16 protein-coding genes are annotated in these 14,983 nt (G+C 72.3%); 10 read left to right on the top strand and 6 right to left on the bottom strand.

What is annotated here, in order from left to right; genetic code table 11:
* Nucleotides 1–38: 38 nt before the first annotated feature.
* Together SFY69_06990 and SFY69_06985 are read left to right on the top strand one after the other, a co-directional pair.
* Entirely contained in the window at nucleotides 39–1,298 is a 1,260-nt protein-coding gene (locus SFY69_06990) for an aminotransferase class V-fold PLP-dependent enzyme (GenBank protein ID MDX2131779.1), read from the top strand.
* Nucleotides 1,299–1,452: 154 nt separating this feature from the next.
* Nucleotides 1,453–2,475: a hypothetical protein gene (locus tag SFY69_06985; protein MDX2131778.1), complete on the top strand. Its 1,023-nt coding sequence runs from the start codon at nucleotides 1,453–1,455 to the stop codon at nucleotides 2,473–2,475.
* 77 nt (nucleotides 2,476–2,552) lie between these two features.
* Here SFY69_06985 and SFY69_06980 read toward each other — a convergent pair whose 3' ends face one another.
* The gene (locus SFY69_06980; GenBank protein MDX2131777.1) at nucleotides 2,553–2,861 is read right to left on the bottom strand and encodes an ATP-dependent Clp protease adaptor ClpS; all 309 of its coding nucleotides are present in this window, start codon (nucleotides 2,859–2,861) and stop codon (nucleotides 2,553–2,555) included.
* An 89-nt stretch (nucleotides 2,862–2,950) separates the two neighbouring features.
* Here SFY69_06980 and SFY69_06975 point away from each other — a divergent pair, with 89 nt between their 5' ends.
* A complete protein-coding gene (locus SFY69_06975) occupies nucleotides 2,951–3,358 on the top strand; it encodes a hypothetical protein (GenBank protein ID MDX2131776.1) in 408 nt (135 codons plus the stop codon).
* A gap of 8 nt (nucleotides 3,359–3,366) precedes the next feature.
* Here the strand turns inward: SFY69_06975 and SFY69_06970 are convergent, their stop codons facing one another.
* The 3 genes from SFY69_06970 to SFY69_06960 form a co-directional block, all read right to left on the bottom strand.
* On the bottom strand, nucleotides 3,367–4,698 hold the full coding sequence (locus SFY69_06970) for a GTPase (GenBank protein MDX2131775.1): 1,332 nt from the start codon (nucleotides 4,696–4,698) through the stop codon (nucleotides 3,367–3,369).
* Nucleotides 4,699–4,761: 63 nt separating this feature from the next.
* Nucleotides 4,762–7,083 carry a YidC/Oxa1 family insertase periplasmic-domain containing protein gene (locus SFY69_06965; protein MDX2131774.1) on the bottom strand — a complete coding sequence of 774 codons (2,322 nt, stop codon included), beginning with the start codon at nucleotides 7,081–7,083 and terminating at the stop codon, nucleotides 4,762–4,764.
* A 108-nt stretch (nucleotides 7,084–7,191) separates the two neighbouring features.
* Entirely contained in the window at nucleotides 7,192–8,004 is an 813-nt protein-coding gene (locus tag SFY69_06960; protein MDX2131773.1) for a metallophosphoesterase family protein, read from the bottom strand.
* A 337-nt stretch (nucleotides 8,005–8,341) separates the two neighbouring features.
* On the opposite strand from SFY69_06960, the gene SFY69_06955 reads away from it, so the two are divergent.
* Genes SFY69_06955 through SFY69_06935 form a run of 5 tightly spaced genes read left to right on the top strand, consistent with a single transcriptional unit; the run spans nucleotide 8,342 to nucleotide 11,659 of the window.
* Nucleotides 8,342–8,947 (top strand): ATP-dependent Clp protease proteolytic subunit, encoded by a 606-nt coding sequence (locus SFY69_06955; protein MDX2131772.1) that lies wholly within the window; start codon nucleotides 8,342–8,344, stop codon nucleotides 8,945–8,947.
* Nucleotides 8,948–8,993: 46 nt separating this feature from the next.
* On the top strand, nucleotides 8,994–9,626 hold the full coding sequence (locus tag SFY69_06950; protein ID MDX2131771.1) for an ATP-dependent Clp protease proteolytic subunit: 633 nt from the start codon (nucleotides 8,994–8,996) through the stop codon (nucleotides 9,624–9,626).
* 37 nt (nucleotides 9,627–9,663) lie between these two features.
* Nucleotides 9,664–10,281, top strand: coding sequence for a hypothetical protein (locus tag SFY69_06945; GenBank protein MDX2131770.1), 618 nt, complete (start codon nucleotides 9,664–9,666; stop codon nucleotides 10,279–10,281).
* A gap of 8 nt (nucleotides 10,282–10,289) precedes the next feature.
* On the top strand, nucleotides 10,290–10,958 hold the full coding sequence (locus tag SFY69_06940) for a sigma-70 family RNA polymerase sigma factor (GenBank protein MDX2131769.1): 669 nt from the start codon (nucleotides 10,290–10,292) through the stop codon (nucleotides 10,956–10,958).
* Complete coding sequence (locus SFY69_06935) at nucleotides 10,955–11,659, top strand: hypothetical protein (protein MDX2131768.1); 705 nt, start codon at nucleotides 10,955–10,957, stop codon at nucleotides 11,657–11,659. Before SFY69_06940 ends, SFY69_06935 begins: the two co-directional genes overlap by 4 nt.
* A gap of 3 nt (nucleotides 11,660–11,662) precedes the next feature.
* Here SFY69_06935 and SFY69_06930 read toward each other — a convergent pair whose 3' ends face one another.
* Both SFY69_06930 and SFY69_06925 read right to left on the bottom strand, forming a co-directional pair.
* The gene (locus SFY69_06930; GenBank protein MDX2131767.1) at nucleotides 11,663–12,670 is read right to left on the bottom strand and encodes a hypothetical protein; all 1,008 of its coding nucleotides are present in this window, start codon (nucleotides 12,668–12,670) and stop codon (nucleotides 11,663–11,665) included.
* Nucleotides 12,667–13,062: a hypothetical protein gene (locus SFY69_06925; GenBank protein ID MDX2131766.1), complete on the bottom strand. Its 396-nt coding sequence runs from the start codon at nucleotides 13,060–13,062 to the stop codon at nucleotides 12,667–12,669. Before SFY69_06925 ends, SFY69_06930 begins: the two co-directional genes overlap by 4 nt.
* Before the next feature lie 80 nt (nucleotides 13,063–13,142).
* On the opposite strand from SFY69_06925, the gene SFY69_06920 reads away from it, so the two are divergent.
* Both SFY69_06920 and SFY69_06915 read left to right on the top strand, forming a co-directional pair.
* Nucleotides 13,143–13,883, top strand: a complete 741-nt coding sequence (locus SFY69_06920) for a type 1 glutamine amidotransferase (GenBank protein ID MDX2131765.1) — start codon at nucleotides 13,143–13,145, stop codon at nucleotides 13,881–13,883.
* A 22-nt stretch (nucleotides 13,884–13,905) separates the two neighbouring features.
* Nucleotides 13,906–14,979 carry a hypothetical protein gene (locus tag SFY69_06915; GenBank protein ID MDX2131764.1) on the top strand — a complete coding sequence of 358 codons (1,074 nt, stop codon included), beginning with the start codon at nucleotides 13,906–13,908 and terminating at the stop codon, nucleotides 14,977–14,979.
* Nucleotides 14,980–14,983 lie beyond the last annotated feature (4 nt).

The following is a 14,983-nucleotide window of genomic DNA, read 5'->3' as shown; positions in this document are numbered from 1 at the left end:
GCCGGCGGCGTCCGCCACACCCCCCCGGGCCACCCGCAATGACCCCTCCGCACCTCACGGTCCTGAGCGACGCCCCGTCGCCCGAGCGTCCCGCCACGCCGCCCCGCTGGCTGCTGGACCCGTCGCTCACGTTCCTCAACCACGGGTCGTACGGCGCGCTGCTCGAGCCGGTCGCGCGCGCCCAGGCCGCGTACCGCGAACGCATGGAACGCGACCCGGTGCGGTTCTTCAAGGTCGACCTCGAGGGGCTGCTCGACGGCGTGCGCGAATCGCTGGGCGCGTTCCTCAACTGCCGCCCGACCGACCTCGCGCTGCTGCCCAACGCGACCGTCGCGCTGTGCACCATCCTGCACGCGGCCGACCTTCGCGCGGGGGACGAGGTCGTCATCACCGACCACGAGTACCAGTCGCTGCTGAACGAACTGGACCGCCTGCGCGAGGAGCGGGGCGTGCGGGTCGTGCAGGCCGCGATCCCGTTCCCGGGCACGACGCCCCGGGCCGTGGTGGAGGCGGTGTGCGGGGCGATCACCCCCCGGACGCGCCTGGTGTTCGTGAGCCACGTGACGTCGGGCAGCGCGCTGGTGCTGCCGGTCAAGGCGATCGTGGACGAGTGCAACCGGCGGGGCGTGGACGTGGTGGTCGACGGCGCGCACGCGCCCGGCCAGGTGCCCGTCGACGTGCGCGGGCTCGCGCCGACGTACTACGTCGGCAGCGGGCACAAGTGGCTGTCGGCTCCGAAGGGCTCGGCCTTCGTCTACGTGCGCCCGGACCGCCAGGCGCGGTTCCGCCCGCTCGCGCTCTCGAGCCGCGCCCATAAGGTGCGCCCCGACCGATCCCGCTTCCTGCGCGACTTCGACTACTTCGGCACGACCGACTACAGCGCGCTGCTCTCGATCCCGCAGGCGCTGGAATCGATGGGGCGGCTTCTCCCGGGCGGATGGCCGGCGCTGATGCACGCCAATCGCACGCGCCTGCTGCAGGCCCGCACGCGCCTGTGCGCCGCCCTGGGCATCGACGAGCCCGCCCCCGCGTCGATGGTGGGGTGCATGGCCTCGCTCCCGCTGCCGGAGCCCGCGGCCGACGCGGCGGGGCGTCCGACGCGCTACGACGACCCGCTGCAGGACGCGCTGTTCGAGCGGCACCGCATGGTGGCGCCCGTGTGGCGGGTTGGCCCCAAAGACTACCGAATTGTCCGGATATCGTCGCAGGTGTACGTCGACGACGCCGACTTCGACCGGTTCGCGGGTGCGCTGCGCGAAGAACTCGCGCGCGAGCATCCGGTCCGTGTGACGGCTTAAATACATACAAAGTAGGTGTTTACGAGATAGTTCTCGTCTTGGGAGCCTGCCGGGCAGGCCGGGGGCCCGCGCCATGTACTCGACACATTGCGGACCAACGGATACAGTTGTCACGAGCCGAGCCCGGACGGGCCGGCGAGTGAAAGGAGCCAACATGGCTGGTGCATCGCGTGCGTGGTTGCGGGCGTTGGCGCTCGCGGCCGGGGCGGCTGGGGTGGGGTGCGTCGTATCGCCCGCGATGGCGCAGGCTGACGGCGCGGCGGGCGCGGCGGCGCCGGCGACGGGGAACGACACGCTGAGCGATCGCGCGACGTTCCTGCTCAGCCCGGAGCGCTGGCACGACGACTCCGAGATCGGCTGGGAGGGCTTCCTCTCCGGCCTGCGCGGGTTCGAGCACTTCTACAACCCCGTCGGCCAGCCCCTGTACTTCGAGACCCCCTTCAACAACACGGGCGTGCGGTTCCTCTTCCTGCACCACACCTTCTCCGATGACTCGCAGCTGGCCGGCGGCGAGGTGAACGTCGTCGCCCTGCAGGCGCGGGTCGCGCTGACCGAGCGCCTGGGCTTCATCGCGACCAAGGACGGGTACTCGTGGCTGAACGCCGGAGCCCTGCCCGAGGACGAGGGCTGGAACGAGATCGCCGCGGGCCTCAAGTACGCGTTCTACGTCGATCGCGAGAACGACTTCGTCGCCACCGCCGGCGCCCGCATCACACTCGACTCCGGCGAGAGCAAGATCGCCATGTTCGGCACGACCGAGGTCAGCCCGTTCATCTCCGTGGCCAAGGGCTGGGACCGCTTCCACGTGATCGGCAGCGCCACCTACCGCATCCCCTTCGACGAGGACGACGGCAACCAGGTCTTCATGTGGGACCTGCACGCCGACTACGAGATCGTGCCCGAGAGCGTCCCCGGCCTGGCGCCCGTCGTCGAGCTGCACGGCGTGCACTACACCTCCGACGGCACGCGCCTGCCCTTCAGCGTCGGCGGGCTCGACTACGCCAACTTCGGCTCGGCCGACGTCAGCGGGTCGTCCGTCGTCTGGGCCGGCTTCGGCGCCCGCTGGAAACTCAGCCCGCACGTGAGCGTCGGCGGCGTCTACGAGATCGGCCTGACCGACCACGACGCCGACATCATGCAGGACCGAGTGACCTTCGACGTGGAAGTGATCTGGTAAGACGAGTCAGCGTGAGGGCGATGCGCGGGCCCGGTGCGACAACGCCGGGCCCGCGTGCCCGCTCGGGCCGCGGGGGCTCAGGCCGGCTCGATCGTCACCGTCACCCGCTTGCTCTGGAAGCGCTCCTGGTAGAACTCGGCCGCCTCCTTGTGCGTCACGAGCACGAGCGCCACGCCCTGCTCGTGCGCCTCGAGCATGACCTCGAGCGCGCGCGGACGCGCCAGCGGCGTCAGTTCCATGATCGTCTGCACCACGTCCTCGAACGTGTTCACGTCGTCGTTGTGCAGCAGCACCTTGAACGGCGGCAGCAGGTCAACCTTCGGCGGCTCGGTCTGCGGACGCGTGGCGGTCGCGGCGGAGGACTCGGGGGTCGCGGGGTTGGTCATGTCCCTATCTTTGGCGGCGTACGGGCGATGCGTGAGCGCCGGATAACCGGAACTTCACGCGCTTGTCGGTTCGCTCCGTGGAACTACGCGTGCACTCCGGTGAAACATGCGACATCGCGGTCGTGACCGGCGCCTCGCTCGGCGCCGAGCGCACCGACCGCCCGCTCGCCTACGACCTGCGCGAGCGGATCATGCGGGCGGCCCCGGGGATTGACGCCGTCGTCTGCGCCGACCTGCAGTTTCTCAACGACCCCGCGCTGCGGGGCGTGCCGGTGGTGAGCGTCGGCGGGCCGCACACCAACGCGCTCTCGGCGTACCTCATCTCGCGGTTGCCCACGGTGCTCGCGGTCGACGGCGTGTACGCCGTGCTGCTCGATGTCGAGGGCGAATCGCCCGGCGCGTGCTGCTGGGGGCGCGACGCGGCGGCGACGGGCGCGGCCGTCGGCGCCTTCGCCGAGCGCCACCTCGCGCTCTTCCTCGACGCGTGCGCGGGCTGACGCCGACGCTACTTCCCCACGCAGAACGACGCGAACACGCGGCCCAGCACCTCGTCGGCGTCCACGCGCCCGCACAGCGCACCCGCCCCGTCCAGCGCCCGGCGCAGCGCGAAGGCCACCTCGTCCGGACGTGCCGCCAGGCGCGGCGACAGACGCCCGGCGTCGTCGAGCGCGTCGAGCAGTTCGTGCATCGCGTCGCGGTGCCGGGGCAGCAGCGACGCGAGCGAGGCGGCACGTGCCGAGCCCACCGCCCCGGCGATCGCGCGCCCGAGCGCCGCGAGCCCGCGCCCGTCGAGCGCGCCGACGTCCAGCACCGGGGCCGCGCTCGGCGTCGCGTGCTGGTCCGCGAATGTGCGCGCCAGCAGCAGCGGCGCGGGCGTGGGCGGTCGCGCGTCGGTGGCGAATCGCCCGGTGGGGTCGCACCAGACGACGACGTCGGCCGCGTGCAGCGTCTCGCGGGCCGCGTGCTGCGCGAGCGCGTCGACACCGCCCGACGGGGCGTGGGATGCGCCCGCGGTGTCGTCGAGCCCGGCGAGGTCGGCGAGGCGCACGACGCCCGCCCCGGGCGACGCCGACGAAAGGTCCAGCGACTCGACCAGCACGTCGCGCGTCGTGCCCGCGTGCGGCGAGGCAACCGCCCGGCGACGCCCCAGCAGCGCGTTGAACAGCGTCGACTTCCCCGCGTTCGGTGCGCCCGCGAGCACCACCAGCGGCAGCGCGTCCTCCGAGGCTCGCCCCCGCGCGGCGCCCACGTGCGATCGGACGTCGGCGCGCAGCGCGTCCAGACGCGCCGCGAGCGCGTCCGGGTCGATCGGGCGGACGTCCTCCTGATCGGTGAAGTCGATCCCGCTTTCCACCAGCGCCAGCAGCGTCGTCAGTTCGTCGGCCCACGCGCGGTACGCGGCCCCCGTCTGCCCGCTGAGGAGCGAACGCGCCGCGTCGAGCTCGTCTTGCGTTGCCGCGGCGATGAGCGCGCCCACGCCCTCGGCCTGGTCCAGCGTCAGACGCCCGCGGAGGAACGCCCGGGCGGTGAACTCGCCGGGCCCGGCGGCGCGCATGCCCTCGGCCGCGCCGAGCGTGAGGAGCACACGCTCCACGAGCGCGGGGTTGCCGGGCAACACGATCTCCAGCACGTCCTCGCCGGTGTACGAACGCGGCGCGTCGTACCGCGCGACGAGCACCGGCAGCGACCACCCCCGGGCGCGCAGGCGCGCGCGGTGCGCCCCGCGCGCGGGCGGCGGGGGGTCGAGCAGCCGGGAGGCCAGCCCACGCACGCCGGGCCCGCACACGCGGATCAGCGCACGCGCCCCGTGGGCGGGCGCCGACGAGCGGGCGAAGATGGTGTCGTCGAGCGTGGGCAGGGGTTCATCCGTCCGGCGTGCGCCGGCGTGCTGGCCCGGGCGCTACGCCTTCTTGCGTCCGGGCGGGCGCTTCGCATCGCGCATCGCCTGCTTCTGGGCTTCTTTCTGGCGCTCCTCGAGCTGGCGCTGCAGGCGGGCGAAGAACCCCTCGGGCTTCCTGGCTCCAGCAGACTGGGCGCCGGGGTGCTTGCGGTCGATCATCGACGTGCCCACGCCCTGCGCCCGGGCCGCGTTGCGGGCGGCCCGGATCTTGTCCAGGTCGAGCATCCCGTGCTTCTCCATGTGCGCCCGGATCCACTTGCTCTCGAGAATCGCCAGCGCCGAGTTCGTGACGAAGTAGAGCGCCAGCCCGCTGGGCGCGTTGTACATGAACAGCGGGAACATCACCACCATCATCCACTTCATCATCTTCTGCTGGAGCTGCTGCTCGGGCGTCAGCGTGGCGGCGGAGGGCGGCTGGATGTACTTCTGCTGGATGAAGAACACGATGCCCAGGACGATCGGCAAAAGGTTGATGGAGTCGATCGGCCCGAGCAGCGGGATCTCGAAGAGCACCTTGCCGAAGTACACGAAGCGGTCGGAGACCGAGAGGTCGCCCAGGAACTGCCAGAACGGGGACGACTGGGGCTGCACCTGGAAGAGCCCGTAGAACGCCGGATGATGGCGCAGTTCGACCGCGAAGTAGAGCGTCGCGTACAGCGCGATCCACACGGGGGTCTGCAGGAACGCCGGCAGGCAGCCCAGGAAGCCCGCCGGGCTGATGCCCTCTTCGCGCCACAGGCGGGCGGTTTCCTCCTGGAGGCGCTTGGGGTCGCCCTTGAACTTCTCCTGCAGTTCCTTCTGCTTGGGCGCCATGCCCTGCATCTGCTTGCCGAAGACGGCCATGCGGATCTGCGACCAGCGCGTCACCGGGTGCAGGCACGTGCGCACGATGACCACGAGGAAGATGATCGCCAGCGACCAGTCCTGGAACAGGTAGTCGTGCAGAACGTGCAGCAGCCCCAGCAGCAGGCTCGTGATCGGCCCGAACGTGCAGAAGCCGCACATCTCGCCGAAGTTGTACACCACGATCCCCGCGAGCCCCACGCTCTTGAGCGCCGGCTCTTGGTTGATCTCGCTGCGATCGAGCGGGCCGGCGAACAGGGCGAGGTCCATCGACGCGGCCCCGCCGGGCGGGACCATCACCGGCGCGCCGTCCAGTCGCAGCGCCATGACCTCCTGCCCGCCACCGCGGTCCAGGACCGTGCGTGCCACGCCCCCGACCCATGTCAGTCGCTTGTCCGGCGCTTGTGCGGCGGGGTCGACGATCGGGAGCACCGCCGCGGCGAAGTAGCGGTTCGTCATGCCCGCCCACGACAACTCCGACCCGACGCGCGCGATGTCCTCGCTCGGCCAGACCGATTTCTCCGCGAACACGCCCGCGGCGTCGCGCTCGCCCAGCGCGCCCGGGTGCGACGTCAGCGCCGAGTCCGCGACGACCGTCTGACGCGCCGGGTCGACCGACGCGGGGAGGAGATAGCCGAACCGCACGCGGCGTTTGTCCCCGCCGTACGTCGCGGGGTCCTGCTCCAGGTCGACCGGCCCGATCTGGAACAGGCGGACGACCAGCGGCGCGCCGGACAGGTTCTCGACGCGCTGCAGCAGGTGAACCTGATACGTGCCCAGCCCGACCGTGTAGTGACGCGTCACGCGGACGACGGGCTGGTCCTGCTCGTTCACGATGACCAGTTCGGCCGCCCCGGGCGTGCCCGCGATCGGGCTCCACGCGGGGCCGCTCGGCGTCGTCGCGAGCGCCAGCGCCTGCGGGCGTTCGCCGGGCCGGCCGATCTCGATCTCGGTGGCGGCCATGGGCGTCAGGACCTGCGTGACGCCGTTCCACGTGAAGACGTGCTCGCTCTGCGCCACCACGCGCGTGTCGTCGCGGATCGACACGAGGTGCTCGGCCAGGCGCACCTCGGCGATGCCCGCGCCGGTGCTCGAAAACCGCACGTGCAGCAGGTAGTTGGTCGTGGGATCGATCGAGCCGATCGCGCCGATGTCGCCCGGCGTGCCGGGACGCACGCGCAGCGTGCCCAGGGTCGTCGGCGCCGTGCCCGCGGGAACGGGGATCGGCGCGGGGCTGGGCTGGGCCGGGGCACCCGCGACGGGCGGCGGAACTTGGGCGTCCGGGCTCGCGCCGGGCGTGGTCACCGGGGTCGCGGGGGCGGTGGGGGTGGTCTGGGCCTGCTGCGGCGCGGGCTGCGGCGAGGACCGCTTCTGCGCGTTCGTCGTGTTGAGGAAGAAGGCGAACGCGATGCCGACCCCCACCCCGACGAGGATGAACGGCACGAGGAACCGAAGGAACCGGTTGGGAGGTCGGGGCATGTGGGGTCAGGCGTCCTGGGTCGGAGGGGAGAGAGGCACCGCGGAAGGCCGGCGACCGCGGCGGAGCAGGATAGGAATCCGCGCGCGGGTCGCGACGGCGGGGCGCGATCATTGCCCCTTGTACAGGCGCTCCGCCAGCCAGTCGGGCAGTTGCGGGATCGCCTTGATCTTGGACGCCGTCGCGTGCACGTCGTACTCCAGGCGCACGAACTGCACGTGCGTCGCGTGGAGGATCACGTAGCTGGCTCGCGGGTCGAAGTCGCGCGGCTGGCCGACGCTGCCGACGTTGATGACGGCCTTTTCGCCCTCCACGAACCTGTACCCGCCCTCGCCCAGTTCGGCCGGCGGGTAGAAGTCGGGCTCGTCGGTGAAGACGCCCGGCACGTGCGTGTGCCCGACGAAGCAGATGCGCTGCACGCGGTCGAAGATGCTCTCGAGCTTGTCGGGCGAGTTCACCGCGTCGTCGGGGAAGATGTACTCGTTGATGGGGCGTCGGGGCGAGCCGTGCACCGCGAGCAGGGGGATCCCCGACTTGTCGTTGGCGGCGGTCAGGGGCTCGGCGCCGTCCGGGCCGATGCGCTCGACCACGCGGACCTTGAGGCGGTTGAGGAAGTCGTACCGCTGGGCCCGGAGCGTGGGGTCGGGCTCCTTGTCGAACTGCTCGCGCGTCCAGAAGGCGGCGGATTCGGCGCCGGGGTTGAAGTTGGTGGGCTCGTAGAGCACGCCGTAGTCGTGGTTGCCCATGAGCGCCCAGTCGCAGCGGGCGCGGACGAGGTCGACGCACTCGAGGGGATCAGGCCCGTAGCCGACGGTGTCGCCGAGGCAGATGATCCGCGAGATACCCCGGCGCTCGATGTCGCCGAGGACGACCTTGAGCGCGGGGGCGTTGGCGTGAACGTCGCTGATGACCGCGGTGGGCACGAAGGTGATTCCGGAAAAGGCGTGGGGGGATTCTAGGGGAACGGCGGCGCGCCCGGCGCGCGGGCGCACGAGATCGGTCTCGCCTGCCGTTCCGGCAGACGGTCGAGCCGGCCCCGACCGCGCGGGGGCATGGGCGAGCCCGCGGGGGCGTGCGGGGCGCGCGGAGAGTCCGGCACGCCGGTTGCCGGTAGGAGCGGGCAGGCGTCGCGGCGCCGCGCGAGCCTCGTGTGCTCGCATAAGCGCGGGCCGGGCGCGGGCCGATACAGGGCCGGCCCCCGCGCCGTCTACCATCGGCCGGGTCCGATATGCACGCCCCGCACGGGGCGCGGAGAACGACATGCCCGCAGCCAGCGTCACGTACCAGCGCACGCGCGAGATGACGATCGACGAGCTTCTGCTTGAAAATCGGATCGTCTTCCTCATCGGCGAGATCAACCAGGGCTCCGCGGCCCGGGTGATGATGCAGATGCTGTACCTCGACAACACCGGTCGGGGCAAGGACATCAACCTGTACATCAACTCGCCCGGCGGCGCGGTGGACGACACGCTGGCGATCTACGACACGATGCGGTTCCTGGCCTCGCCGATCTCCACGTACTGCCTGGGGCGGGCATACAGCGGGGCGGCGGTGCTGCTGACGGCCGGGGCGAAGGGGCGCCGGTACATGCTCCCGCATGCGAAGGTGATGATCCACCAGCCCTACGGGGGCGTGACGGGCCAGGCCGAGGACATCCGCATCCAGGCCGAGCAGATCCTCAAGGCCAAGGCCGAGCTCAACCGCATTCTCTCGCAGTGCACGGGGCAGCCCGTGGACAACATCCAGCGCGACAGCGAGCGCGACCGGTACTTCACCGCGGAAGAGGCCGTGCGCTACGGCCTGGCGGACGAGGTCCTGAACGAGCCCCAGAAGTCGGCGTCCAACGTGATCCCCGGCGTCCGCTGAAACTCATCCCGCGTCGCGCCCCCCGGCGACGCACCCCGAGGTCCCCATGTCCGGATACCTGGTTCCCATCGTCATCGAGAAGTCGGCCAAGGGCGAGCGCGCGTACGACATCTACTCGCGCCTGCTCAAGGACCGCATCGTGTTCCTCGGCGGGCCCGTGAACGACGACATCGCCAACCTCATCGTTGCGCAGATGCTCTTCCTCGCCAACGAGGACCCCAAGAACGACATTCACCTGTACGTGAACTCGCCCGGCGGGTCGGTCTCGGCGGGGCTGTCGATCATCGACACCATGAAGTTCGTGCAGTGCGACGTCTCGACGTACATCATCGGGCAGGCCGCCTCGATGGGCTCGATCATCGCCGCGTGCGGCACGAAGGGCAAGCGCTACACGCTGCCCAACGCCCGCAACCTGATGCACCAGCCGCTGCTGGGGGGCGTCATGGAGGGACAGGCGACGGACATCGAGATCGAGGCGCGCGAGATGCTCCGCATCCGCGACCGCCTCTACCGCATCTACGCCGACGCCTCCGGCCAGCCGCTGGACCGCATCGCGCTGGACTGCGACCGCAACAAGTGGCTCGACGAGCGCGAGATGCTGGACTACGGGCTGGTCGACAAGATCCTGACCCGGATGCCCATGATCAAGACCTCGCCCCAGCCCGACGTCGACGGCTGATCGTCCGGCGCCCCCGTCGCCCCGCATACGCTGGCGCATGCGACGCCCGCCGCTGCTGCTGCTGCCGCTCGTGCTCGCCCCCGGGGCGTGCACCGTGGGCGGCGAACGCTCCCCCTTCGCCGAGAACGACCGCCTGCGCCGGGAGGTGCTCGCGCTGCAGGACCGCGTGCGGACGCTGGAGGGCGAGGCGCGCGAGCGCGAAGTGAAGCTCGCCGAGGCCGCCCGCGCGGGCTCGATCCTGCACGACGCGCGGGCGCTCGACGCCCTCCCGGTGTGCGTGGGCGTGGCGATCGACGACTCGTCCGGCCCGCTGCGCACGCCCGACGGGCGGGCGGCGGTCGTCGTGGGCTTTACGCCGCTCGACGGACGCAACCGCTTCGTGCAGATCGCGGGCGTGGCGCGTGTGGAGGTGCTGGCGCTCCCGGCGGGCATCGAGACGGGGAGTGCGGGCGAGCCCCGGCGGATCGCGGTTGAATCGCTCTCGCCCGCGCAGCTTCGCGACGCGTACCGCACGGGCCTGCTGGGCGCGCGGTACGAGGTGGAACTGCCCGCGCCGGACGCCCCCGGGCGCGTCCTCGTGCTTCGGGTCGAGATCGCCGACGCGCTCACGAACCGGACATACCGCGACGAGCGCATCGTCTCGCCCCGGGAATAACGCCCCGCATGAATCACCCGCCCCCCGGAGGTTCCGCCGAGCGCCCGCGGGGAGGTTCCCCGTCGGACGATCTCGCGTCGGACGCCCGCCGGGCCGCGGCGGGAGACCCCGACGCCTTCCAGCGCGCCCACGACCGGCTCGCCCCGGGGCTGCGCCGGCTGTTCGGCACGCGCTCGCGGGATCGTGCGCTGGTCGAGGATCTCTGCCAGCGGACGTGGAGCGCCGCGTGGGAAGCGTGCACGCAGGGGCGGTACGACCCCGACCGGGCCGCCCTCTCGACGTTCGTGTACGCCATCGCCCACCACATGTGGCTGCGACACCTGCGGGGCGCCTCGCGCCCCGGGGGCGCGCCCCTGCCCGACCTTCCCGGCGACGACGCGGGATCCTCGACGGACGCGGCCCACCTCTCCGGTGCCCTTCAGTGCGTCCGGGAAGCCATGGACGGACGCGCGGGCGACCTCTCCGAACAGGAACGCTGGGTGCTCCGCCTCGCCGGCGAGGGCGCGACGGACCGAACGATCGCCGAGCGCCTGCGGATCTCGCCCAGCACGGCCCACCAGGCCCGCAAGAGCGCGGTCGCGAAACTCCGGCGCCTGCTGGCCCGCCGGGGGTATCGCGACGAATCCGACGAGCGCCCCGGGCCCCAGGCCGAACAACTCAGCGGAGGCTCGCCATGAACGACGAACGCGTCCTGCAACTGGTGTCGATGGCGGTCGAAGCCGAGACGCTGGAGCACGAGGGCGCTCCGGCGATGCAGTTCCCGGACGCCGCGCGGGCGGGCCGCGGGTGGTCGCTGGCGGGCGTGCTGCGCGTCGGGGCCGGGCTCGCCGCCGCCGCGGCGGTGGCGGTGGGGCTGTTCTGGCCTGTCGCCGGCCCGGCGCCTGTGGCTCCCGGGGAGCCGGGGGCACGCGCCGACGCGTCGGGGATCGTGAACGACATCACTCGCGGAGAAGCCCCGGCGCCCGGAGCCGGGCGCGTGGTCACCACGACCGCGGACGGTGCCACGCCAAGTCACCCCGCGACGAACTCGCCGATGCTGCTCGCCGTCTTCCGCCAGCCGGACTCGCGCTGCGACTGCGTGGTGTGGGAGCCCGACGCGCTCGCGGGCGTAGCGATCGAGCACCTCGACCGCGAGCGGCTCATCAAGGCCGCGTGGGACCGACGCTGCGCGGACGGCGGGTCGCTGATGCTCGTGGTGGCGTTGGACGGCCCGCGCGAGCTGCTGCCCGCGTCGCCCGAAGAGGCCATGGCGCTCGCGACGTGCTTCGCGCTCGACGAGTGCGGGGTCGAGTCCGGGTGCTACGAGTCGATGGCGGCCGAGTGCGTGACGCCCGGCGTCACGATCATCGCCGAGGCCATCGGCTTCGTGGGGTCCTGAGCGTCAGACGGTGCGGGTGCGCAGCCAGCGCAGGGTGGCGGCGAGGGCCGGGTCGGTCTCGTCGTACTTCATGGCGCCCAGGTCGGTGCCGTCGTCGCGGAACTTGCGATCCCAGAGCACCACGCCGTCGAACAGGCGGGCGGTTTCGTCGAGCATGAGTCGCGCGAGATCATCGCCGACGTAGCGCCCCCAGTTCGCGCCCTGGTCGCCCCGCGTGCGCAGCCAGACCACGCCCAGGGTGGGGCGTGAGCCCGCGTGCCGGCGCACCTCGGCGGCGTTGACCTCGATCAGCGCGCGCAGGTCTTCCTCGTACGTCGCGCGGATCGGCTTGCCCGGCCGCTTGAAGAAGTACAGCTCCACCGCGACCATCGCGAGGTGCGGCAGGATGTAGGGCATCGTGAGGTCGTTGGCCGCGCGCCACTGCGCGAGGCGCTTCGCGTCGTTCCACACCGCCCCCGCCTGCTCGACGAGCGGGCAGGGCCCGAAACAATCGCTGTTGCGCAGGTCCGGACGCACGCGGCGGATGACCCGGTGCAACTCCAGCCGGTTCGCGAGCTCGCGCAGCACCTGCTCGCGCGAGTACACCATCGGGTTGTCCTTCAGGCATTCCTCGTCGACCACGACCACGCTGTCGGGCGGGAGCGCACGCAGCCATGCCTCCCACCGGCGCGCGTCGTACGGCGCGCAGGGCTGCGTGTCGCTCGTGCGCCACTGGCGGTCGGGCATGTACGCCCGGCGCGTGCCGGGGATGACGCCCCCGGGCTTGTCGGTCCACAGCGTGCAGTCGTACACCGGCTTCAGCCCGGCGCGGGGAGCTTGCGGGGGCGGCGGGGGCGGCGGGGGCGGGGACGTCGGTGGCGGAGATGGCGCTGGCGGCGCGGGCGGGGGTGGTGGCGCTGGCGGCTCGCGCCGGATCGTGGTAATGCGGGGCACGCACCCGTGCGCCAGCCCGGCCAGCCCGAGCGCGATCGCGCCCATCGCGCGACGGCGCGGCAACTGCGGCTCGTTCATGAGCGGTCCTCCGGCGCCTGTCGCGCGAACACCTCGGGCACGCCGCATTCCGGGCAGCGGGCCGCGTCGTCAACCTTCGGCACGCCGTACCCGCACGAGGGACAGCAGTACGGGGCGTACGCGACGATCCACCGGGCGAGCACGCCCGACGTGCCCGCCAGCACGCCCCCGACCACGACAAGCCCGACGCCCCGGTAGAACCCGTGCTGCTCGCCGATGCCCTCCCACGTCTGGAGCATGTCGACGACACCCATGCCCGACAAGCCCGCGAACAGCACGCGGTGGAACACGAGGAACGCGCCCCACGCAACGAGCACGACGCTCCCGGCGCGCAGCAGCGTCAGCACGAGTCGGCGCAGCGCGAAGACGTCGCGGGCGGTGCGGGGCATCATGGGGGGCGGTCCTCCGGGCGGGCGGGGTGCCGGTCCATCGTACTGCGCCGCCCGCCTCCGGGTTCCGTATCATCGGCCCCATGAACATCGTCGTGCTCCAGCACAGTGACCTCGGGCGACCCGGCCGGCTCGGCGCCACCCTCCGCGACCACGGGTTCCGTCTCGACATTCGCCGTCCGGACCTGCACCCCCCGGGCTCGCCGCGGGGCGTCCCGGGCGATCTCGACAACGTGCACGGGCTCGTGCTGCTCGGCGGGCCGCAGAACGTCACGGACATCGCCAACTACCCGTGGATGCAGGCGGAGGCGGCGTTGATCAGGCGGGCGCACGAGCGTGCGGTGCCGCTGATCGGCATCTGCCTGGGGGCGCAGCTCATCGCCCACGCGCTGGGGGGCGTGGTGGCGCCGCGCGAGAAGCCGGCGCTGGGCATGTACCCGCTGAGCATCTCGACCGCGGGCCAGACGGACGTGCTGCTGGCGGGCATCGCGTGGAGCAGCCCGCAGTTCTTCACGTGCGGGCAGGAAGTCCGCACGCCCCCGGCGGGCGCGACGCTGCTGGCCTCGGCGCGCGGCACGCCCCACGCGATGTTCCGGGTGGGCCTGCGCACGTTCGCGAGCCTGGCGCACTTCGAGTGCGACCGTCCGATGCTCGACGCGTTCCTGGCCAGCGGGCGAGGGATGCTGCCCGGCGCGGGGATCACCGAGAGCGAGGTGCGCGTGCAGCTCGACCAGGAGTACGAGGCGTACGCGCGCCTCTCGGACCGCCTGTGCGTGAACCTCGCGACCTACCTGTTCCCCGCGTCGATCCGGCTGACGGCCTGACCCGACCCCGGCGGAGCCGCGCGTGCCCACGATCCGCATCCCGACGCCCGGCGACTACAGCCTCCCGCGCGACTGCTGCTCGTACGGCTACTTCCTGCTCGCGCCCAACCACTGGGTCGTGCGGGAGCAGGCCCTCGTCCGCCCCTTGCGCCTCTCGTCGGGCGTCGTGGGGGTGCGTGTCACGCAGCCGGGCGGCGTCGGCACGCCGCTGCGCGTGGGGCTGACGCGCACGCTCGACGCGTCGGGCAAGCGCGAGGTGCGCGCACAACTCACGCGGATGCTGCGTCTGGACGAGGACGAATCGACGATCCGCCGGTTCCACGACCTGGACCCGCGCTGGCGCGCCACCGGGCACGGGCGCCTGTTCCGCTCGCCCACGTTCTTCGAGGACGTGGTCAAGACGGTGACGAGCTGTAACGTGACGTGGCCGGGCACCGTGCAGATGAACCGGCGCCTGTGCGAGGTGCTGGGCGAGCCCGCCCCGACGCAGGCCGGCGCTCCGCGCGGCTCGCCCCGGACTTTTCCGCCCGCGCAGCGACTCGCGCGCGCCCGCGTGCAGACGCTCCGCGCCCGGTGCCGCGTGGGCTATCGCGACGCGCGCCTCGTCGAACTCGCGCGCCTCTTCACGGCCTCTCCCGCCCGGGGCGGCCTGGACCTGGCGTGGTTCGAGGACCCCGCGACGCCCGACGACGCGCTGCACGCCGCATTGCTCGACCTGCCCGGCGTGGGCCCGTACGCCGCCGCGAACATTTTGCAACTGCTCGGTCGGTACAACCGCCTCCCGCTCGACACCGAGAGCGTGCGTCACGGGCGCGCGGTGCTCGGGTTCCGCGGCACGCCCGCGCAGGTCATGAAGCGCGTGCACGACCACTTCGCGCCCTTCGGCGACCAGGCCTTCCGCAGCTACTGGTTCGAGATGTGGGCGTCGTACGAGTTGCGCCACGGCAAGGCGTGGACATGGGAGCGCGATAGCACGGGCAAGCTCTTCACGGCGGCTCACCTCTCCAAAGCGCCCGCGTCGTCGGAGAGCGTCCCGCACGCCCCGCCCCGGGCCGGCAGACGCACGAAAAAAGGGGCGGGCTCGGCCGTCGCCTGAGCCG

The sequence above is a fragment of the Planctomycetota bacterium genome (assembly GCA_033763975.1).
Taxonomy (GTDB): Bacteria; Planctomycetota; Phycisphaerae; order Phycisphaerales; family UBA1924; genus RI-211.
Note: the sequence above shows the minus strand (reverse complement) of the source record. Positions and strands in the feature narration are given on the sequence as shown.